The organism is Belnapia sp. AC561 (assembly GCF_979252845.1).
On the sequence record NZ_CEEDBP010000017.1, the window covers coordinates 99,443 to 120,164 of the forward strand.

General features: G+C 62.1%; 18 protein-coding genes and 2 pseudogenes. 7 read left to right on the forward strand and 13 right to left on the reverse strand.

Features of this window, described 5'->3' with window-relative positions:
• Positions 1–82: 82 nt before the first annotated feature.
• The 5 genes from AC0IW9_RS15680 to AC0IW9_RS15700 all read left to right on the forward strand — a co-directional run bounded on the left by AC0IW9_RS15680 (position 83) and on the right by AC0IW9_RS15700 (position 5,743).
• On the forward strand, positions 83–349 hold the full coding sequence (locus tag AC0IW9_RS15680) for a hypothetical protein (protein ID WP_471649210.1): 267 nt from the start codon (positions 83–85) through the stop codon (positions 347–349).
• 200 nt (positions 350–549) lie between these two features.
• Complete coding sequence (locus AC0IW9_RS15685) at positions 550–1,635, forward strand: DHH family phosphoesterase (protein ID WP_471649211.1); 1,086 nt, start codon at positions 550–552, stop codon at positions 1,633–1,635.
• Positions 1,636–1,676: 41 nt separating this feature from the next.
• Positions 1,677–2,741: a UV DNA damage repair endonuclease UvsE gene (uvsE, locus tag AC0IW9_RS15690; protein WP_471649212.1), complete on the forward strand. Its 1,065-nt coding sequence runs from the start codon at positions 1,677–1,679 to the stop codon at positions 2,739–2,741.
• 336 nt (positions 2,742–3,077) lie between these two features.
• On the forward strand, positions 3,078–4,406 hold the full coding sequence (locus AC0IW9_RS15695; protein WP_471649213.1) for an MFS transporter: 1,329 nt from the start codon (positions 3,078–3,080) through the stop codon (positions 4,404–4,406).
• 593 nt (positions 4,407–4,999) lie between these two features.
• Complete coding sequence (locus AC0IW9_RS15700; protein ID WP_471649214.1) at positions 5,000–5,743, forward strand: Crp/Fnr family transcriptional regulator; 744 nt, start codon at positions 5,000–5,002, stop codon at positions 5,741–5,743.
• Positions 5,744–5,922: 179 nt separating this feature from the next.
• On the opposite strand, the pseudogene AC0IW9_RS15705 reads toward AC0IW9_RS15700, so the two are convergent.
• Positions 5,923–6,768, reverse strand: a pseudogene (locus AC0IW9_RS15705) (IS5 family transposase).
• Positions 6,769–7,168: 400 nt separating this feature from the next.
• Here AC0IW9_RS15705 and AC0IW9_RS15710 point away from each other — a divergent pair.
• The gene (locus tag AC0IW9_RS15710) at positions 7,169–8,212 is read left to right on the forward strand and encodes an acyltransferase family protein (protein WP_471649215.1); all 1,044 of its coding nucleotides are present in this window, start codon (positions 7,169–7,171) and stop codon (positions 8,210–8,212) included.
• Between the two features lie 187 nt (positions 8,213–8,399).
• Here AC0IW9_RS15710 and AC0IW9_RS15715 read toward each other — a convergent pair.
• From AC0IW9_RS15715 to AC0IW9_RS15755, 9 genes and pseudogenes are all read right to left on the reverse strand, one after another.
• Positions 8,400–9,284, reverse strand: a pseudogene (locus AC0IW9_RS15715) (IS630 family transposase); the annotation flags it as partial.
• A 72-nt stretch (positions 9,285–9,356) separates the two neighbouring features.
• Positions 9,357–10,094: an endonuclease/exonuclease/phosphatase family protein gene (locus AC0IW9_RS15720; RefSeq protein ID WP_471649216.1), complete on the reverse strand. Its 738-nt coding sequence runs from the start codon at positions 10,092–10,094 to the stop codon at positions 9,357–9,359.
• Entirely contained in the window at positions 10,075–10,683 is a 609-nt protein-coding gene (locus tag AC0IW9_RS15725) for a DUF2238 domain-containing protein (protein WP_471649217.1), read from the reverse strand. The genes AC0IW9_RS15720 and AC0IW9_RS15725 overlap by 20 nt, the downstream gene beginning before the upstream one ends.
• A 96-nt stretch (positions 10,684–10,779) precedes the next feature.
• Positions 10,780–11,223 carry a DUF4112 domain-containing protein gene (locus AC0IW9_RS15730; protein WP_471649218.1) on the reverse strand — a complete coding sequence of 148 codons (444 nt, stop codon included), beginning with the start codon at positions 11,221–11,223 and terminating at the stop codon, positions 10,780–10,782.
• 172 nt (positions 11,224–11,395) lie between these two features.
• Entirely contained in the window at positions 11,396–12,334 is a 939-nt protein-coding gene (locus AC0IW9_RS15735) for a 2-hydroxyacid dehydrogenase (RefSeq protein WP_471649219.1), read from the reverse strand.
• Between the two features lie 130 nt (positions 12,335–12,464).
• Positions 12,465–13,193 carry an RraA family protein gene (locus AC0IW9_RS15740; RefSeq protein WP_471649220.1) on the reverse strand — a complete coding sequence of 243 codons (729 nt, stop codon included), beginning with the start codon at positions 13,191–13,193 and terminating at the stop codon, positions 12,465–12,467.
• Positions 13,194–13,776: 583 nt separating this feature from the next.
• Complete coding sequence (locus AC0IW9_RS15745) at positions 13,777–14,991, reverse strand: MFS transporter (protein ID WP_471649221.1); 1,215 nt, start codon at positions 14,989–14,991, stop codon at positions 13,777–13,779.
• Between the two features lie 490 nt (positions 14,992–15,481).
• A complete protein-coding gene (locus AC0IW9_RS15750; protein WP_471649222.1) occupies positions 15,482–16,060 on the reverse strand; it encodes a peroxidase-related enzyme in 579 nt (192 codons plus the stop codon).
• A gap of 845 nt (positions 16,061–16,905) precedes the next feature.
• Positions 16,906–17,334, reverse strand: a complete 429-nt coding sequence (locus tag AC0IW9_RS15755; protein WP_471649223.1) for a helix-turn-helix domain-containing protein — start codon at positions 17,332–17,334, stop codon at positions 16,906–16,908.
• Between the two features lie 565 nt (positions 17,335–17,899).
• Here AC0IW9_RS15755 and AC0IW9_RS15760 point away from each other — a divergent pair.
• Positions 17,900–18,145 carry a hypothetical protein gene (locus AC0IW9_RS15760; protein ID WP_471649224.1) on the forward strand — a complete coding sequence of 82 codons (246 nt, stop codon included), beginning with the start codon at positions 17,900–17,902 and terminating at the stop codon, positions 18,143–18,145.
• A gap of 26 nt (positions 18,146–18,171) precedes the next feature.
• Here the strand turns inward: AC0IW9_RS15760 and AC0IW9_RS15765 are convergent, their stop codons facing one another.
• The 3 genes from AC0IW9_RS15765 to AC0IW9_RS15775 all read right to left on the reverse strand — a co-directional run bounded on the left by AC0IW9_RS15765 (position 18,172) and on the right by AC0IW9_RS15775 (position 20,611).
• Positions 18,172–18,636 (reverse strand): H-NS histone family protein, encoded by a 465-nt coding sequence (locus AC0IW9_RS15765; protein WP_471649225.1) that lies wholly within the window; start codon positions 18,634–18,636, stop codon positions 18,172–18,174.
• 90 nt (positions 18,637–18,726) lie between these two features.
• Positions 18,727–18,939, reverse strand: a complete 213-nt coding sequence (locus AC0IW9_RS15770) for a hypervirulence associated TUDOR domain-containing protein (RefSeq protein ID WP_471649226.1) — start codon at positions 18,937–18,939, stop codon at positions 18,727–18,729.
• 1,540 nt (positions 18,940–20,479) lie between these two features.
• The gene (locus tag AC0IW9_RS15775; protein ID WP_471649227.1) at positions 20,480–20,611 is read right to left on the reverse strand and encodes a hypothetical protein; all 132 of its coding nucleotides are present in this window, start codon (positions 20,609–20,611) and stop codon (positions 20,480–20,482) included.
• Positions 20,612–20,722 lie beyond the last annotated feature (111 nt).

Genomic DNA, 20,722 nt, shown 5'->3' on the forward strand with positions numbered 1-20,722 from the left:
TTTGACGGTATCTTCTCGACAAGGGGCGTCAGGGTCTGACGGGTTTGGTCGCCCTGTTTCGCCGAAAGCTGCCCCGTACGGTATGGAGACCGTCAAGGTCACCGCGGCCGAGCCCTTCCCTGGCCAGTGTCTCTGCTGCGGCATCACGCCGGCTCTCGCCCTGGCGCGCCAGTCGGCTCCGGGCGCCGAGTTCGATCACGTCTTCCATCGCAGCGTGAAACGGCCGGAGCATGGCTGCCATGGCGAACTGACCCACGGCTGTTTTGCGCGGATACCCGAGTTCTGGGCCTTCCAGACCAAGATTCTCGCATACCCCCGATACGGCCGTATGCGGCCGACGTCTCCCTGACCTCAGACGACCAGCTGCTCCGTGCCAAGGCATGATCTGGGTGCACCGCCTGATGACAAAGGTCTCCCGTGCCGCCATCGCCCGGTGGCCTTGCGTTGGAAAGACGGTTTGACGGTTGGAAACTTGCTCGAGCTACAGCCCTTCTACAACTGATCTGGCGGTGACACCGCCATCTGTTGCAAAGGACTGGCTGACCCTTGTTGGATGCAAGTATCGAAAGAAGCTGTTCGAACGAAGCCTGGGTGGCAGCGCGCCGGCAGGATTTTCATAAGGCGTTGAAAGCGTTTGTCCCGCAGAGGCCTATTCTGATCCTTGGCCACCACGATGCGGACGGACTCTCGTCAGCGGTCGTTCTGTCCCACGCACTCGAGCGTAGTCGGCGACAGACCAGGATCCGGGTACTTGGCCGTGGGGAGAACGTCTGGTCGTCGGAAATGGCGGCAGAACTGCGTGCCCAGGAGATTGGTGGCCTGATCGTGGCCGATCTTGGTACCCGTGCCGAGCCACCCTTGCCGGGCATGGCGACCATCCTTCTGGACCATCACGTGCCAACCGGCATCCCGCAGGAGGCATTGCTGATCAGTGGCCATGGCCTGCACCCAACGCCCACCACCTCCCTCCTGGCATGGTGGTGTGCCGGTGCAGTGGCAGAGGTGGATGATCTTCTCTGGCTCGCAGCACTCGGCATCATCGGGGACATGGAGGAGGCGGCAGGTTTTCCCGAATTTGCTTCGGCGCGTGAACGCTGGGGGATCACCGCCTTGCGTAAGGCCGTGTCCCTTCTAAATGCTCCGCGCCGGGCCAGTGCCGGCGATGTTGGTCCCGCCCTGGCACTGCTGTTGAAGGCGGATGGACCCAAGGCCGTGTTGTCGGGCGAGTACCCCGAAACCGCGTCCCTGCAGGCAGCCAAGGCCGAGGTGCAGAAGGCGCTGGTTGACGGTCGCCGCGCTGCCCCCCGGATCCGCGGCGACGTAGCCCTGATTTGGCTGCACTCAGCTTGCCAAATTCATCCCCTCATTGCGCAGCAATGGAAGGAGCGGTTGAAGGGCAAGGTCGTGATCGCCGCAAATGCCGGCTATCGTCCCGGATGGGTGCACTTCGCCGCGCGATCCGGACCAGGCGTCGACCTGATTGAGTTTCTGCGCCGGCATCGGCCAGAAGGGGCCGACCCAGTGAACTATGGCAACGGCCATCCCCAAGCGTCAGGCGGTGCGTTGCTACCTGCTGCTTGGAACAACTTCATAAGTGATCTTGGATTTGAAGCCGATATGCAGGTGACGGCGTGAGTGTGTGTGGCCAACAGGTGTCGCCAAGTGCTGAAGGCGTTATGCCGCGGCCGCTGCGCCTGGGTGTTCCCGTCAAGCTGATGGGTGCTCCGGACATCAAGAGCAACGACACCCACCGTTGGCAGCAAAATCCTCATCTCAAGGTCTCGCTCGAATACATGGATCGGGCATTGGACTACCTCGACCGGCATGACATCCGCATGTACCGACTGTCGTCCGACTTGGCGCCCTACGCTACGCACCCGGACATGCCGCAGTTCCATTCCATGGTGCGCGACAGTGATGCGGAGCTGCGAGCCTTCGGTGCCAAAGCGAAGAAGCATGATATCCGCCTGAGCTTTCATCCCTCCCAATTCGTGGTGTTGAACAGCCCCGACACCGCCTTGGTGGATAAGAGCATCTGGGACTTGTGCTCCCAGGCGGAAATGCTTGATCGCATGGGGCTCGGGCCCGAGGCCGTGATGGTGGTTCATGTCGGCGGGACCTATGGCGACCGCGCCGCGGCGAATGCACGCTGGGTCGAAACCTGGAAGCAGAAACTTCCGGAGCATGTACGCCGCCGCTTGGTGCTGGAGCACGACGATATCCGCTTCTCGGTTACCGACATCCTATGGATCCATGAACACACGGGCGTGCGGCTGATCTTCGACCATCAGCACTTTTGGTGTTTGAATCCGGATAATTTTGCCATGCGCGACGCGCTTGAGCGGATATTGCGAACTTGGCCCAAAGGCCAGCGGCCGAAAGTCCATTTCTCTTCGCCACGTACGGAGATGCGAGAGCTCAAGCGCAAGGAAAAAGGGACACGAAAGCTGAAGACCCTGCTTGTCGCACCGGTGAACACCGGCCATGCAGACTTCTGCAATCCGTTCGAGTTCATCACCTTTATGCGGATCGCTGAAGGACTCGACTTCGATGTGATGCTGGAAGCCAAGGTGAAGGATTTGGCACTCATCCGCCTGCGACCGGACCTGCTGCGGTACGCTCCGGACGTGGCGAAGCGCTTCGGGTTGGAGCCTGCCAAAGTGGGTGCATTGGAAGCAGAAGGACAGGCGTTGCTGGAGGAGGAAGGAGACAGCGATGGAGCCATTCAAAACGAGGGCTGAGCCGTTTTAACAGACCCGTGCTTGACGCGTCCTGGGTGGCATGAGCAGATCCTTGTTCCCTGATACGTTCTGGGCGGTTGTGGAGCCGCTGCTGCCGCTTAATCCGCCGAAGCCAGAAGGTGGCGGTTCTCGCCTGCCGGACCGCTCAGCCTTGACCGGCGTCTTCTTCGTTCTAGTCTACTCCAAGTCGGCACGTCTTCCGTGACCGCTCCGCAACGACCTCCCCCTCGACATCAATGATATGGGGCGGAAGCCATCCACCGCATCGGTTAGCTTCAGGAACCAACCCAACCAAGCTACGCTTCCTCGCGGTGCTTTGCTTTGGGAGGATCCAGCGTGGACAACATTGAGACCACAACGATAAGGAAGGTGATGTGGAGGTTGATGCCCTTCCTCTTCGTCTGCTACTTCGTCGCTTATCTCGACCGGGTTAATGTCGGGTTTGCCAAGCTGCAGATGAACGCGGCGCTTGGGCTTTCCGAGGCGGCCTATGGCCTGGGCGCCGGGCTATTCTTCATCTCCTATTTCCTGCTGGAAGTGCCCTCGAACCTGGCGCTCGACCGCTTCGGCGCGCGGCTCTGGATTGCGCGGATCATGTTCACCTGGGGCATCATCTCCGGCCTCTTCGCGTTCATTGGGCCGATCTCATCGCTGACCGGCCTCTCGAACGAGTGGGTCTTCTATATCCTGCGCTTCGTGCTTGGCGCGGCAGAAGCGGGATTCTTCCCGGGTATTATCTTCTATCTGACCCTCTGGTTCCCCTCGGTGTACCGCGCCCGCGTGGTGGCCTTGTTCATGCTGGCGATCCCGTTTTCCTCGATCCTCGGCGCGCCGGTTTCCGGTGCCCTTCTGAACCTGTCCGGTGCCGGGCTCGCTGGCTGGCAATGGCTGTTCATTCTGGAAGCGGTGCCATCGCTGCTGATGGGGATCGGAGTCATCTTCTACCTGACCGACCGGCCGGCTCAGGCTACCTGGCTTGGTGAAGAGGAGCGGACCTGGCTGCAGGCACGCCTGGATGCGGAGCACCAGCATAAGCAGGCGGCTGAACACATGAGCATCGGCAGGTCGCTCAGCGACCCGCGCGTCCTGGCCTGCGCATTCGTCTATTTTTGCTTGAATGCGGCGAGCTACGGCGTTGCGTTCTTTCTGCCCACCATCGTCAAGGGTTTCGGAGTCAGCAACTTCCAGACGGGGTTGCTGGCCGCATTGCCTTTTGTCTTCGGCGCCATTGGCATGGTCCTGCTAGGCCGTAACTCCGACAAGACACTGAAGCGGCGAGAGCATGTCTGCTTCGCCATGATCCTCGCCGCGGTCGGTGTTGCCGGAGCAGGCCTGGTGTCCTCTCCCGTCATGATACTGGGCCTGCTCTGCCTCAGCCAGATCGGCGTTTCGGCAACGCCGCCGCTGCTTTGGCCCATCCCCAGCGCCTTCCTGACTGGCACCTCGGCCGCAGCTGGGATTGCCGCGATCAACGCCATCGGCAATCTGTCGGGTTTCGCCGGCCCCTACCTCATGGGCTACCTGCGGGATGCAACCGGCAACTTCTCAGCAGGACTGCTTGTCCTTGGCGGTTGCGCCCTGGTCGGTGGCATCGTTGCCATGACGCTGAAGGTGAACACACACCTGGAGACGGCCGCATCGTCCAAATCGGCGGTGGCTGGCTGAGCATGGTCCATGGCCCGGCGCTGGTTACGCGTCGGGCCGTCCAAACCCCCGTCCTGTGCCGGAAGCGACCTGTGTGAGGGAGGCGGACCTGCTGCCGTCCGGCTTGACGAACTTCCGGCAATCATGGGTTAGGGCCATTTGCCCCAGGCGACCGAACGCTGAGGGTGATCGTCGGCGCCCAGTCACGCCGCGGTTCTCGCCGCGGCCAGTCGCCTTCTGGCGAAACCCGCTGCGCGTTGAGCTGCGCCGATCCTCGGCCTCAATCAATCGGCACCGAAAACTCAGCCGTCGACCAATCCATTAGCCCCCAAGGACGCGACGTAGCGATCCCGCTCCGCCCGTTCAGGCCAGCAGCATAAGCGGTGAGATTACGTGACCGGCTAGTCGCATAACCGGACAGCCTGGGATGTTTCGAATCCAGAAATTTGGATTATGGCACGCCTATACGAAGCGGCAGCCTTAAGGATGTGCAAATTCGTACAGTCAGGTGGGGTCGGCAGCGGTACCGGCTGCACATTGTCGACTTGATTCTTTCGGCGTCGGCAACGGGGAGCGGTCCGCGCTCCCGCCGACACTTGACCGCAGGATGATCCGTGACCGCCATCGACCAGCCCATTCCTGCAGTTCGCAACCGACTGTTGGGAGCGCTGCCGCCTGAGGACCTCGCCACTCTTTGGCCGAAGCTTCACCCGGTCGACTTGGTGTTTCGCCAAGTCCTCCAGCGTCCGGAGGAGCCCATGGCGGCGGTCTACTTCATCGAGACCGGCTGGGTATCGATGGTCGCTACGCTGGAGAATGGCGATGGCGCCGAAGTCGGCTTGGTCGGCCACGAGGGCATGTTGGGGCTGCCGCTGCTGCTCGACGATGAACTCGACGATCTCGAGGGCATGGTGCAGTGCCCAGGTACGGCGCTGTGCATGTCGGTCGAGGATTTCCGCCAGGTACTCGAGCAAGTGCCTGGCCTGCGCAGGATGTTGAACCGCTATGCCCTGGTTCATCATGGCCAGGTCGCACGGACCGCTGCCTGCAATGGCCGGCACGAGATAGACCAGCGCTTGGCCCGCTGGCTGCTTATGGCGCATGACCGGGCTGAGGGAGGCACCTATCCCATTACCCATGAACTCATCTCGATGATGCTTGGTGTACGACGGGCCGGGGTGTCGGTGGCCGCCGCCCTGCTGCAGAAGGCTGGGCTCATCCGCTATGGCGCCGGCAGGATCACCGTCACAGACCGGCCAGGCCTCGAGAATGCGAGTTGTGAATGCTATGGCGTCACCCGCCGCGCGAGCGAACGACTGTTCGACCAAGGCGGGCGCCGCATGCCTTATCGGCGGTGAAGGCCAGCCAGGATGATGCGCCAGGGACTACAAGGTCTCTGGAGTTCTTGTGCACGGTTGTGCAGCGCGGGGTGATTGCCGCGGATCGCGGTTTCGTCGAGCAGTGTTGCCTCCGTTGGGAAGCAACAGCACCTCGACTCCACGTCCGCTTCCGTACTGCTGGCCTGACCTATTGCCGACTATAGAACCCTGTTTGAGAATGGCTGCGGGTGAGCAACACGGCGGAGCGGAGCGCGCCGAGGCTGACGCGGATCATGGCTTCGCTGACGTCGCAGCGGCGCTCGTCGTCGTGGACAAGGCGGCGCCAGCGCATCATCCAGCCGAAGGTCCGCTCGACCATCCAGCGTCTGGCAGGTCCTGAGAGTCCTTCTGGTCGGCCAGCTTATGGACGATCTCGATGACGAAGTCGCGGTAGGCGGCTTGGCTCATCAGCTTGCCCGATCATAGGCACCGTCGGCAAACAGATGCTTCAGCCAGGGCCAGCGTTTGCGCACCGCCTCGATGATCCGCTCTGCCCCGGCTGCATCCTGGATATCGGCTGGGGTCAGGTTGACCATCAACAGGCGCCCGTCCGTGTCCACCGCAACCTGGCGCTTGCGCCCGTTGATCCGCTTGGCGGCGTCGTAGCCCCCCGCCATCAGGCGCGTGCGGCGCCTTAACCGTCTGACTGTCGAGCACGCCGCCGCTCGGGCTGGCCTCCCGGCCCTCCCGCTCACGGTCCGGCATGAGCGCGATGTCGTGGATGGTCTGTAATAGCAGGCGTCGGGCGAAGCGTCGAAACCACCGATAGACGGTCTGCCATGGCCCGGAATGCACCTGCAGCATCCGCCAGCCGCAACCCGCACGGGCCAGGGTGCGGATTGCGTCGAGCATCTTCCGCAGTCCGCGTTCGGCGGCCTGCCAGGCGCTGCAGGAGGCGGCAGCAGAGGATGCACCGAAGCCCACTCCTCGTCCGTCAGATCGGTCGGATAGCGCCGCCGACGTTCAAACGCCGCCTGCCGCCCCCGGTGCTCCTTGGCCCACATCCCCTCCATTTGGACAGAGCCAGAACCCAGAACACCGCCGGTCGGACATTCTCAAACGGGGTTTGCCGCGACAAGCAACTGAGTGGCTGCTACCCCGATCAGGACGCCGGCAGAACTTGCACTGAAACGGGCAGATTTCTTGCTAGGATGGCGGATGGCCCGCGCACCGACGCAGTTGCAACCACCGCCCCCATCCGGCGCCGGGTCATCAAGACTTATGATGCGGCACGAACCACAAGACGCAGCGCAGGTCCTGAACTCGAGCATGCGCTTGTCATGGCTTCAGCGCGGTTGAGCGGGAGCAACCAAATTATCAACCGACCAACCGGAAAGCCTATTGATTGCTCAACTTTAACGATGGTATGCCTGACGAGCCGCAACCAGCGTCTTGTGAGGCGGAATGCAACTCAGCAATAACTATACGGCTGTGAGATTGTTGCTTTCAGCAATGGTTTTATATAGCCACTCATTTGCGCTGATAGGATTGGATGAGCCTCTTCTACTTGGGCGAACCACTGGAAATCTTGCAGTGCATGGTTTCTTCTCGGTCAGCGGCTATCTAGTCGCTGGGAGCTACTTAAATTCATCGAGCCTTAGCGCGTTCGTTTACAAAAGAATTTTGAGGCTCGGCCCTGCTCTCATCGTTGCTTATGCTGCCTCCATGTGGATGCACGGTCAGTTTGGGACGTTTGCGACCAATCCCGTGCCCTATATCGCAAATGGATCAATCTGGACCCTTCCCTGGGAAGGTCTAATGTACGTTGGTGTCGCCGCCGTTGGCGCCTTGGGTATTCTTCGCGCAAACGTTGCCGCATCACTTTTTGCAAACGGACTTTTTATCTACTTTTTGAGTTCCGGCAATCCAACTCCAGCCAATCAAGCTATCGCACCACTCGTGCTATTGTTTCTGGGCGGAGCATTCATCCGACTTAATGCTGATAAGCTGGCTGTGCGTCGCCAAGGTGAAGTTTGTTTTTTTGTGCTTGTTCTTCTGTTTGCACCAATTATATCCGATTTATTTTTGTCGACTCTCTCTAATATTCCTTTTTTGTGGGGGCCGGATATTACCATTTCAAGCGTTAGATCAGTTTTGTATTTGGTTACGATACCTTTTGTGATTATTTTTATCTGCGAGCATTTTTATATTTCCATACCCATAAAGAATGATTATTCTTATGGTATTTATCTTTATGCGTGGCCAATCCAACAAATGGTGGTATTTTACGCAGAACGGGCGGATTTCAGGCTTAGCCCACTGACGCTCTTTCTATTCTCAGGTCTTCTGACCCTACTTGCAGCAATTTTGTCATGGCATCTCTTGGAAAAGCCTGCGATGGCGCTCAAAGAGCTTCGTTGGACGAGTCGTCGTTCGCCGACTATGCCCTCGATTCCGATCGAAATGCCCGCCCCTATCTCAATCAATGCATCGGCCAAGAACATCTGAAATGCGGTCGCTGAATCGTGGCTCCGCTGCATTTATGATTGCGGCTGTCAAACGCTACCACATCGCTACCCCTGCGGAGCGGTACACGTTACGTCGACAATCCGGCGACCGACAGAATTTATTCTGCGTCGTGCCAAGTCGAGGTTGACCAAGCGCACCAGAGTGTTTTCCCATCAGTCTGCGCGCCATAGTCGGCGGCGGCGAAGTAGTTGGCACACTCGGTTGGGGTGAGGGTGTCGATGATGTGGCCGATGGCAGCCCATAGCCCGTCGAGGCTGCGCTCGGCCGCTGTGCGGAGCGCGGTCTTCAGCTTGGCGAAAGCCTGCTCGATTGGGTTGAAGTCGGGGCTGTAGGGCAAGAGGTGAGCAGGTTGGCGCCTGCGGCCTCGATGGTGGCCTTGACGCCTGCGCCCTTGTGGCTGCCGAGGTTGTCCATCACGACGATGTCGCCAGGGCGGAACTCGGATACCAGCACCTGCTCCACGTAGTCCCGGAAGAGGGAGCCGTTGATCGGCCCGTGAGCACCATGGGCGCGACCATGCCGGCGTGTTGCACAGGCCAGCGACGAAGGTCGTGGTCAGCCAAGGTGGCGGCCCGCAGCCGCTCGCCCCTGGGCACCCGGCCATGGGTGCGGGCCATGTCGGTCGAGGCCCAGGTTCATCGATGAACACCAGCCGATCCGGGTCGCGGCAGGCTGCGCCTCGAACCAGGCCCAGCGCCGCCTCAGGACGTCCGGGCAGTCCTGCTCCGCGGCGTGGGCGATCTTTTTTGTGCGTCATCCGCCGCCGGTCGAGGAAGCGCCACAACGTGCCGATGCCGGCAGACACACGAGCTCTGGCCAACCCGGCCTGGATCTTCCGTAGCGTGCTGTCCGACTTCGGTCGACGAGACGGAGGATCAGCGCCGCATGTGCCTCGATCCGTGCCGAACGCCGGTCCCCACCGAGCGGCCCTGGCTCGCCCGAGCCCACCTCCCGCACCAGCCGCCCAGCGGACTGCGCTCGCCGCGCTCACCCTAAAGCGCACCGCCGCCACCACGCGTTCTCGCAAATCGACCGACAGCGCCCTGGACATACCTATCGTCCCTCATGCCGGAGGGACAACTGAACCACCATCGTGCAGCCCGTGAAATCACCAGCGATTCAGTCAGGCAGGAAAACGCTTTAGGTCGAATCGAGCCGTCAGCGGCAGATGGTCCGAGGCGCGCCGTGACAGTGGCGTGTCATGGACAGCAAAGTCTTGCAGCAGGTCGGAGGGCTGGCTGAGGATATGGTCCAGCGACAGCAGCGGTCGGATGGAAGGAAAGCCCGGCGGGCTGCGGGACGGGCCGAAGCTGGGCTGGAGCACGGCCAGGGCAGACCGATCCTGCCGCCATTCGTTCAGGTCGCCGAGCAGCAGCGTCGGCAGAGTCGCCCCGCTCCCGGACTGTACCGCCTGCAGCAACCGGGCCGCTTGCAGGCCCCTGCGCGTGGCACCGATGCTGAGATGGCAGGCCAGCAGGCGGAAGGGACCTTCGCCCAGGTCGAGCTCGGCCACGATGCCGCCGCGCGGCTCGAGGCCGCCAAGCCGCAGGCCACGGGGGCCAAAGGTGATCCTGACATCGTCGCGGACCAGCACAACGTTGCTGCGCCAGCCGCTTTGCCCGGGGCAGTCCTGCACCTGAAGCAGGCTGAGTCCTAGCTCTTGATGAATGGCCTTGAAATCCAGCATGTCCCGGCCGGGACGCAAGTAATGTTGGGCTTCCTGCAACGCAATCAGATCTGGCTTGATTTCGGCGAGCACGGCAGCGATCCGGGACGGGCGGAACAGGCCGAATGGTCCCCGCCCACGATGCACGTTGTAGGTTGCGACAAGCATATCGTGCCTAGTCGCTGCCCATTGCATCCATGCTTCGGCGAAGCGGCAGGGGGCCGCCTTGCCGCTGCCTCCCCCAAAAGGCTGTCCCGAGCATGAGGCCGGAGGCCGTCAAAGCGATATCAGTCCAGGTATCGGTCCAATCGCCGATCAGTCCAGTCGCCCACTCGAAGATTTCCCAGGAGGTGCCCAGGGCGATCCCGCAGCCTGTGCCGAGCAGGGCAAGCCGGATGGCCTTCCGGGGGCGTTCATCGACCGCCAGCAGCGACCCGACCACGGCACCGGCCAGCAAGCCGCTGATGAGGTGCACGACCTCATCATAGGGGTTGGCGCCGTAGAACCAGTTCACGCCATAGCCTGGGCTTGAGAGCAAGGTCGCCAGTACTGGCACGGCATCCAGTTGTCGCGGCAGCCTGCGGATACGCCAGGACAGCGCCGTCATCCTCTCCCGCGGCGGCAGGATCAGGCCAAGGCAGCCAACCAGAGCGGCGAGGGTGCCATAGGCGGCCTGGTGCTTGTCGAGGAGCCAGAAGGCAATGATCACCCCGACCAGAATGCCGAGGCAAGCCCAGGCAGAGGGAGACTGCCGGGATAGATCATCCTTCGTGAGCAGCGACACTGGCTTTGCCCTCCCCGGCCGAGAGGTGCCGATCGGATGATGCAACGCGTCAGCCGTCATCCGGTGCAAACTCACGTTTGATAATAGCGGTGGTGCCTACCTCAACTCTGAGCCGGCCTCTGCCCACTCTGCCGGACCGCCTCCGCCTGTGGCCAGAGCCGTTTTCTCCAGGTGGTGGCGCAGTAGCGCCATATTGCGCAGATTGGCGCGGAAAAACACGTCGCCGACCGAGCCGGCAAGGGGCACCGCGCTGATCACCGCGTCCAGCCCGAGGTTGCCGATCATGCGCAGCAGCATCCCGGTCGAGATCCCGAGCCGGCGGGCTTCCCAGATCAGATAGGCCGAGACCGCGGTGGAGGCGATCGGACCGATGGCCGGCAGCAGGCTCAACAGGGCATCCGCGCCGAACCTCACGCCGATACCGGGTATCCGCCATCGGCTGTCGAGCAGGCGCGCGATGGTGTCGAGCCGCTGCAGCCTTCGCTCCCCAGCGCTTGGATCACTCTTAGCCGCGGTGCCGGCGTTCAGTGCTTTTGGCATCGTATTTCCCAGGCGGGAGGCAGTCCCTACCTCGGCAACGCTTGGGCCGGGCCGATGGGTCATCACCGGAGGGACGCCAACGGGACAAATCTGTTGACCCTGGCATGGCGCAGCAGCGTGCCGCTCCACAATTCACGACATCAGACAGAAAACTGCCGTGATACCGCTCTGGTCAGTAGCCCAACGTCCTATCGACTTCTTGCAACAGGCCGCCGCCAGTCTCGACGCTTCTGATATTTGCGGCGATCTCGGTACCGAGCTGCCTCACCGTTGGACGCCGCGCCACATGCGGCATCACCGTTACCTTTGGGTGCAGCCATAGTGGGCTGTCGGGCGGCAAAGGCTCAGGATACAGCGCGTCCAGCGCGGCGTAGGAGAGCTGACCTGAATCGAGCGCTGCGATCAGCTCTGCATTGGCCACGTGACGGCCGCGCCCAAGGTTGATGAGCATGGCACCGCGCGGCATCACGTTGAAGGTGCGGGTGCCAAGGATGCCTTCGGTCTCGCGGGTCAAAGGCAGCAGGCAGACCGCGATATCAACCTGCCGGATGAAGTCGTCGAATTGGTCTTGGCCGTGGAAGATTGGAATCTCAGCATCCGGCTTCGGGTTGCGGACCCAGGCCGACACCGGAAAACCGAGCGACTTCAGGATCAGCGCCGGCGCCTTCGCCATCAACCCGAAGCCGAGGAAGCCGATCCGACGCGCGTCAGGCCTGACGATAGGCCGGCGTAGCCATTCGCCTTTGGCCTGGGCTTGCTGATACAGTGGCATCTCGCGATGCAGCCGCAGCACATGCATGATGACATACTCCGTCATCATCGGGTCCCCACCCGACGGCTCGATTTTGCCGAGCGGCACCTCCGGCATTTTCGGGTGATTGATGAACGACTCAACACCAGCTGAACGGCTGAACATCACCTTGAGGTTCGGTAGTGGCGGAAGAGCGTCAAAATCCGGATGCATGAAGGCAAGGTAGATGATCTCGGACGTATTCCCGACGTCGGGGAAGATACGGACCTCCAGATCAGGGAGCAGCTCGGCCAAGATATCGCGCCAGCTTTGCTTGGTGCCAACTTCGTCGTTATCCAGCCCGTAGATTAGCAAAGCCATGGCGCTCTCCATCCAATGCCAGGTCGTGACGCGCCCGCTGTTTCAGGTCGCCTGCCGCAGCGCTCAGGTATTCCGAGTGCTGCGGCACGGCCAAGGGCGGGACACGATAGTCTTGCCCCGCTGGAAGCAATCAGGGCTTGGGCTTGGCCATATAGGCTCCGCCGGCTGCCCGCACCTCCGCCGCCGTCTTGGCGGCGCGTAGCCGGGCCAAATGCTCCGTCTCACCGGCGAGCATCTTCTCGGCGTTTTCGAGTACCTGCGCGGCACGATCGACGGGAAACTTCACCGCGCCGTTCTCGTCCATATGGATCAGCTCGCCTGGCGCGACATCCATGCTGCCAACTGAGACCGGCACGTTTACCGCCTGCACTGCCATCTCTCCATGCCCGGCGGTGACTCCACCCAGCAGCAACTGAAAGCCGAGCTTGCGGATGGCATCGACGTCCCGAGAAGGTCCGTTCGAGAGCATGCCGATGCAGCCGACCGACATCATGGAGGTGACCATGATCTCGCCCGCAAGCCCGGCCTTTGCCATCAGCTCAGGTGGCCATTTCTGCTGAATGACCAGAATGGTTGGCTTCGGCATGGCATCGAGCGCGTCGATCACGTCCATGAAGCTGAGCCTGCCACTATAGTTGGGGTCCGGCAGGCCGTAGACGCAGGTAACGGCGTGGCCAATGACCGGCCCCATTTCCGGATAGATGCAACGGATCGAGGTGTCGGTGTACCAATTCTCGGTCCATGGATTGTATAAGCCGAGACAGAGCGGATTCTTCGGATAGGTCGCCACGACATTGGTGACGGTTGGTGTATCGATCTTGCGAAGTCCGTTGAAGATCTCGTCCTTGCTGGCCGCCATGCCGTCTCTCCTTTTTTGATAGGGACATGGTTGCGAGCCTGGCATCTCATGTCCAGCCCTCCTGCATTTATTGTTGCAAAGCATGCCATCAGCCAAAACCAAGCGAGCGCCAGATGTGCGGCTCCGGGATGAGGTCAGGCTGCTGCAATTCGCAGCCTGAATTTCGTGGCTGTGACTCGCTATTGGCACAGTCGGACGGCGTGGGAATGCGCAGCACCGACGCGGTGGCCAAGTCCTAATTCAGCTCGGTTGACCTTGAGAAGCGGATTCGAACTGACCACCCACTGACTAGCCTGCCAGCAACCCGCTTTAGCTTGAATATCTGGGTTGGACCAATGACCGGGTGGGGATTGTCGTCGATACAGCAATCATTCACACGATTCGGCAGACGATGCCTCATGAGGCTCAAAACAGACCCATGAGGCATTACGACGCCTGATGACTGACGGGCCCGGATTTCCCCGCCAGGACATCTGAGCGGTTGATTGAACGATCAGCCGGGGCTTCGGCTCGACGAAAATTGTTGCCAATGCAGCGAAGTGTTGGCGAGAGCCTGCCCTACGATTTCCGGCCCTACCTTCGCCTACTCATCTGCAGTCCCGATATTGGCAACGGAGCGGCCGCGGGTTTCAGGCAGAATGAGCAGCGCCAGCACCATGAGGCCATAGGCGGCGAAGGCGAAGATGGCGATGGCCGTTCCCAGCGGCAGCCGCTGCGACAGGAAGCCGACTAGCGCCGGGAAAAGGGCCCCCAGGGCACGGCCAACATTATAGCAGAATCCCTGTCCGGCTCCGCGCACCTCCGTGGGATAGAGCTCCGTCATGAAGGGGCCCATGGCGGAGAACATCATGTAGATGATGAATCCGAGCGGCGCCGCCAGGAGCAGCATGACGGTGTCCGAAATCGGCAGCGTAACATAGGCAACGACCGAAAGCGCGGCGCCAAGAGCCGAAATCATGAAGGTTCGCTTGCGGCCGATGGCATCGGCCAAATAAGCGCCGACGATAAAGCCGAACCAGGCACCAAGGATATGCACCAGCAGGTAGCTGCCGGTATTCAGTACCGAGAGGTGCCGCTCCGTCCGCAGGAAGGTCGGCAGCCAAACGGACAGGGCATAGGAGCCGCCCTGCGCGCCGGTCACCATCAAGGCCACTTTCCAGGTGGTGTCGAGATAGGGCGGCTTCAGCACGACGAAGAGCTGGGTCAACGGCGAGATGGCGGCGGCCGCACCGCTGGCCTGGCGGGCCTTGAAGACGTCCGGCTCGTCGACGTGCTTGCGAACCCAGAAGACCAAGACCGCCGGCAGCAAGCCGATCCAGAACATCACCCGCCAAGCCTGTGCTTCCGGCAGCATGGCGAATATCCCGGTGTACAGCAGGGCGGCGGCGCCCCAGCCGACAGCCCAGCCGCTCTGGACGAAACCAACTGCGCGGCCGCGGTAGCGATCGCGGATAACCTCGCCCATCAGCACCGCGCCCGCCGACCATTCCGCCCCGAAGCCGAGGCCCTGCAGCGCCCGCAGGATAAAGAGGTGACTGAAGTCCTGTGCGAAACCACAGAGGAAGGTGAAGAGCGCATACCAGAGGATGGTGATCTGCAGCACCCGGACCCTGCCGTAGCGATCGGAAAGTGCTCCGGCCAGCCATCCGCCGAAGGCGGAGACCAGTAGTGTCACCGTGCCCAGCAGGCCGGCGTCACCGCGGGAGATTCCCCAGAGGGTCAGAAGCGTCGGGATGACGAAGCTGAATATCTGCACATCGAGCGCATCGAGCGACCAGCCGCCGAGGCAGCCGATCATGGTCTTCCGTTCCTTGTCGTTGAGATCGCGTAGCCAGGCAAACATGCGCCCATTCCCCTCTCGTCGTCATGCCCGGACTTGGCGAATGGGTCCTCCGCCTTTGGCGGGAGGGTGAGGGTAGCATTCGACGGGTGTCAAATCGCTGAACGCACGTAACGCGAGGGTCCCAAGCTTCGTCGGAAGACGAGATGCCGTATCGCTGCGCCCCCTTGCCGGTGCTGGTTTGAAAGCCAGGGTGTTTGCCGACGTCGACCGTTGCTGCAGCCACTGCCGTACTGTGACGTGTGCAACTCCCAGCAATCGTTCCCACAACATCCGTCCAAGTGACATTGCCACCTGGATAATGGCTCTCGTAATGTCTTGTTTGCGAGCCGAACTGCCTTCGAGCGAGTCCGCAGTCGAGCAGAATGCGGCGCTTGTCAGACTACTGGTAGGCAGTGCTGCTCACCAGGATACGCTGCAGGTCCGCGTGCCAGCGGTCGGCGATAGTCTATCGGCCCATGGTGTAGAATTCGTCGTTTGGCCGCATGCTGGTGACGTTGGCCAGTCGGTTTGACATTCCGAAGAACGCCGCGATCGCTGCGATATCCCATGCCTCTTCTTTACCGAAGCCGTGCCGCGCGAGGGTGGCAAGGTCGTCATCGCCCACGTCATAAGCCTCGAAGGCGACCTTTATGGCGAAGTCGAGCATTGCCCTCTGCCGCGGCGTGATGTCGGCCTTGCGATAGTTGATGGCGATCTGGTCGGAGATCAGCGGATTCTTTGCCCGGATGCGCAGGATCGCGCCATGCGCGACGACGCAGTACTGGCACTGGTTCGCATTGCTGGTCGCCACCACGATCATCTCGCGCTCCGCCTTGCTCAGCACGCCGGGCGTGTCCATGAGGGCGTCGTGGTAGGCCATGAAGGCGCGGAACTCATCGGGCCGATGCGCGAGGACAAGGAAGACGTTCGGAATGAAGCCGGCCTTCTCCTGCACCGTGAGCAGCCGCTCGCGGATGTCCTCCGGCATTTCCTCCAGCGTGGGCACCGGAAAGCGGCTAATCGGAAACGGGGTTTGCGCTGTCATCGCACCACTTTCAGTTGGAGCCGGGAGGCTGGTCAAGGTGCAGCCGGTGTTCTGATCGAATAGTGCGGGCGCTCAGGAACGTACCGGCATCCGGCCAGGCTGATGGCCCGCATCCCGTCGGCGGGGGCGGCCATGGGCGGGAACCAGTCCTCCTTCATTCGATGCAGGTCACGCTGCCAAGGGATGATCCCACTCCCCCTTGGCGGTGGTCTGGAAGCGTCCCACGGCCTCGATGGCGCCGCTGATGCCAAGGGTGTTGCATAGCCAATCGGTGTCTGCCGGTGCGAGGGCAGCCGTCCAGCCAAGCTGGCCAGGTGCCTGGTGACGGTGGCGGGCGTGGCCGGCAGCGCCGGCTACCTGGCGGCTGCGCACCACCTGAGGAAAAGCCTGCCTGTCAGTGGCATAGGCGCGGCGGGTATGCGCCGACTATTGCTGACCGGTGTGGTGGCCGAGTGGGTGGTGATGGCGCTGGGTCCCCTGCCCCGGCCCGATATTGCCGGTAGACATGCGGAGCCTGCCATGCCGGGCTCGTACTGCGGCAATCCGGCTGCTGCCGTCATGAAGGCGCGGCAACCTATTCGGTACCGTCAATACCGCGTCAAGCCCTTGATATCGGTCGTTATTCTCCAGGAGTGTCGGCGATGCCGCTTTTCCCGCTCCATTCCTGCCGTCGATCCTGCTCTGCGGAGGGAAATAGCCGGCGCTAGCCTCGAACTATGCTCGATCGTACGCTCGAGCCTCCGCCGCCCAGGTCTCGTCATGCTGCTTGGAGCATCGCTTGTGCCATGCGCGTCCGGGCCAGGACCGAGGGCCCCGTTGGACGCCCACGACCAAGCGCTGCTGCTTCATTGGCCTGTCGCCTCCGGAGCTTCCTCGGGCGCCACCTGTTTAGCCAGCGAACGGGCCATTTGGCTCAAGGCATCCTGATGTTTCTCATCCCGGATCAGCGAGAAGTTGCGCATAAGCTCGAGCGAGAGGCGCTGCCGTGGGGCCAGCGTGTAAGCCTTCTCGTCCTGCATGGGCAGACCTTCGAAAAACCAGGATGGCCCCACGGCCAATGCCTGGGCGATTTCGAACAGCCGGCCGGCGGAGACGCGGTTAAGACCGCGCTCGTACTTGTGGGCCTGCTGATAGGTCACACCAATGATGCGAGCGAGTTGCTGCTGAGACAGCCCCATCATGCTCCGGCGCTCGCGAATGCGGAGGCCTACATGGCGATCGATGGCGGTAGCGCGCAGGCTCTGCGGCGTACCCTGCGGATTACTCAAGCTCACCTCGGCAGTCCTATTTATGTGACATTTACCGCTTAATACGGCAATCCGCGGTTGTCCCATCATTATCTGGATACCAAGACAGGCAAGCGGCGTTGTGACCGCGAGTTGTTAGACGTCATCACCTGCCCGGCACCGTCCTGACCTCCGCCACCCCCGCCTGGTCGTGCTGCTCGAGGGCATTGCCCGCACCAAAGGCAGCCGCCCAGCAGGCAGGCCACCGCCGCCGGGCCGGAGGCGCTGCGGCGGATGCTGGCAACCCGGACGGGACCGGAGGCCCCGCTCGGCGCTGGTCGGGCTGACGCTCAACGATATCGAGCTGGTGCCGAAGCGTGGCCTCCGCCTGCTGATCCGTCGCTCCAAGACCGACCAGCGCGGCGCCGGCCGGACCATCGCCCTCTGGGCCAACCCCAGGGAGCCCGGGCCCAGGGGAGCCCGGGCTCTGCCCGGCCTGGACGATCGACGCTCGGCTGGGCTTTCGCCAAGGCGGCGGCGATCGCACTGGCGGCGCCTCGGATGCGGCGCTGCCGGTCATTGTTGGCTGATCAAGGCCGTCCGGCTCTCCGGCTTGGCCCTAACCGACAAGGCGGTCTGGCGGCTGGTCAAGCAGGCTGCCCGCGACGCCGGCCTGGACAACCCCGAGGGCTACTCCGGCCACCCGCTCCGCGCCGACCTCGCCGCCGTCATGCGCCAAGCCCGTAACCGCTTCGACGAGGTCGCGCTGGGCTATCCCCGGCCGGCTGAGCTTTGGCCCAACAACACCTCGCGGATGGTCTGGGACAACGCCCGGGACCAGTCCGACGAGGAGGCCTGAGGCCGGGATGAGGAACCGCGCCGCTGTTAGGCCGGCCTGTCGATCAGGAACTCGTCGCGGCTCCTGCCTTCGGCCTCTTCGGCCTGCAGCCACTTCGGCATGCGCCCCCGACCCGACCACTCATCCCCGGTCGGGCTGCGGTACTTCGCCAGTACCGGTGGGCGCTCACTCTTCGGCTCGCCCGCGGGCTTGCGACCACGCTTGGCCGGAACAGCGCCACCGAACAGCGAGTCGAGATTGAGGCCGAGCTGCTCGCCTTCGGCCTTCATGCGGGCCACGAAGTCCTGCTTGGCGCTATCGAGCTTACCATCCCGCAGGGACTGCGCCCGTTTCAGCACCTGGTTCAGCTCCGGAACCGTCAAGGATTCCAGCGCCTGCAGAAAAGCCGGATCCGCTTGTCCGCCGCGGGTAAGATCGGCTTCCGGGCTATCCTGCTCGGACATTTTCGTCTGCGCGGTGGATGGCTTGTGGGTGCTGGTACGAATGGTCACCAAAAACTCCTCTGGTTTGCTTGCTATATTATCCCATAAAAATTCTCCCATTGGAAAGGAACCTCACAAGATTATTGCCATCAATCCAGGTCAGATTTTTTTGAGCTCTCCCGGCTTATGGATCGCAGGTTTTCCGGATTTGCTGCTTTTAACCACCACCTGCGGCTCCTCCTTCGTCGCCTTTGCGGTATGGCCCTTGATCTTCGTGGTCTTCGTCACGGTTTTCTCGACCGTGCCTTCGGTCTCACCCTGGGCCGTGCCCCATGTCACCCTGGTGCCCTTTTTCGGAAGGTTTGCCATCATCGACCCCTTGCTGCGTCCGTTATCAACGCAGCGAAAACTTTCCAGGTTTCAAAGTTGGAGGGGCTCGTGCCTTCTCGGGGCGTGGGGCTCACGCTCAGTGAGAGGGAATGGGTACTCCAGTAGATCAACGCCCAGAGCGGCACGGACAGGATGCAGCCAAAGCTATTCCTTTCCAAAACCGCATAGGCCGAAGCCTTACCGATATGTCCCATGTCTGCTCTTGTCAGATAAACTCAGGCTTAATGCCGGCCATAAGGAAACCAGCTGGCAGACTGCGTCGCGCATGCTTCACAAATTCAGGCGGCACGATGCCGTCACGGGCATTTAGTCACTGGCGCACAATTGCGGCTGTTATGCACCAGAGCAGGTACCCATGACCTCAGGATGTGCTGACGATCGATCATCCAGACTTTGGCGCAACGCCGTCTCGTAGAGGCCCGACGCAGCGGCCGGCAGGGACGGAGGAACCAGTTGCCGCAAGGGCAGCCAGTCTGGACCCGACGAAGCAGCAAGCTCCATGGTCAGGGCACCGATCAAACCTCCGGAACAAGGCCGAAAAGTGCCGGAAATATCGCCTTTGGGTCCTTGCCATCGGATCGCGGCTGCGATGATCCTGTCTCGTCGATCGAAGTCTGTCCAAGAAGAGAGAATGCCGGCACGATGAGCCTGTTGCAAAGTGACCCTCCGGCTGGAGGCACCCACCCCCACGAAGTCATTGTCAGGGCGGAGCGGGCCGGGCGCCTGCCAAGGCCTTGGATCTGGGCAATCTACGAAAGCAACCGACCGGACGCTTTGCATCGGTCGAGCCGCAGCTACCGCTCGGCGGAAGAGGCCTGGACTGTCGGCAACAAGATGCTGGTGCTGCTCGGTCGGCGTGGATGGCGGACGCCTCAGGCCCCAATCTCCAAGGCGATGAGTGCCTCTGCCAAGGTCTGCGACGAGGTAACGGCCTGAACACGATCAGGCCCCGGCTATGGACAGTGCGATTGAGCCACAGGTCCGATGCGTCACCATTTCCAATGGTAACCCCTGACTGGCAACTGCCACTCGCCTGACCACTTTTCCCAGCGATCTCGCCGCTGCGGCAGTCGCCGCTCGATGGGTATCCGCTTCATCGGGAGCCACATGTCCGAAGCCGATCGAGGCTTTGCCCGCATGACCTCGCCGGGGTTGCCTCAGTGCCTGAGGACAAGGAACTCCTGCATCCCAGCGCGGGACGACCAAGGGCGAGAGCCGCGTGGTCGGGGTCGTCCATCGCCGCTCGGATTGCCCCGGCCGATGCGCCGCGGCCGAAGCGGTCCTCGGCTCATGCCACGAGCTGGTCGAAGGGCTTCCAGGCCCGCGTTGGGGGGATTCGGTGCCGTGGCGGCGAGACGGTCGCGGCGGTCGTTAAATCCGACCCGCCAAGCGGCAGCGTCGTCCGTGGGCACCGCTACCCAGCGCGCAGAGGGCTGCACCGCCTGCGCGAGAAAGCCCGAGCGCGACTGCCCGAGCCTCGTCGCGGCAGCGTCGGCGGCCGAGAGCAAGGTCTCGTCCATCGTCACGTTGATGCGCACCGCCCGGCCGGGAGATCGGCCCGGACCAGGATGCGCGCCGCCTCGGTCACGTCCGGATCGGCCCGGACCTCATCAAGCGGAGTGGGTTCCAGAATCCGGTCGCCATCCTTGCGCATGCCGCTGAGATGCAGCGCGAGGGCCTCCTCGGCAGTAAGCGTCAGCCTATCACCACGGCTTGACCATCTGGTCTGAGGTTCCACGGCAGCAGGTCATCGATCCTGCTTGCG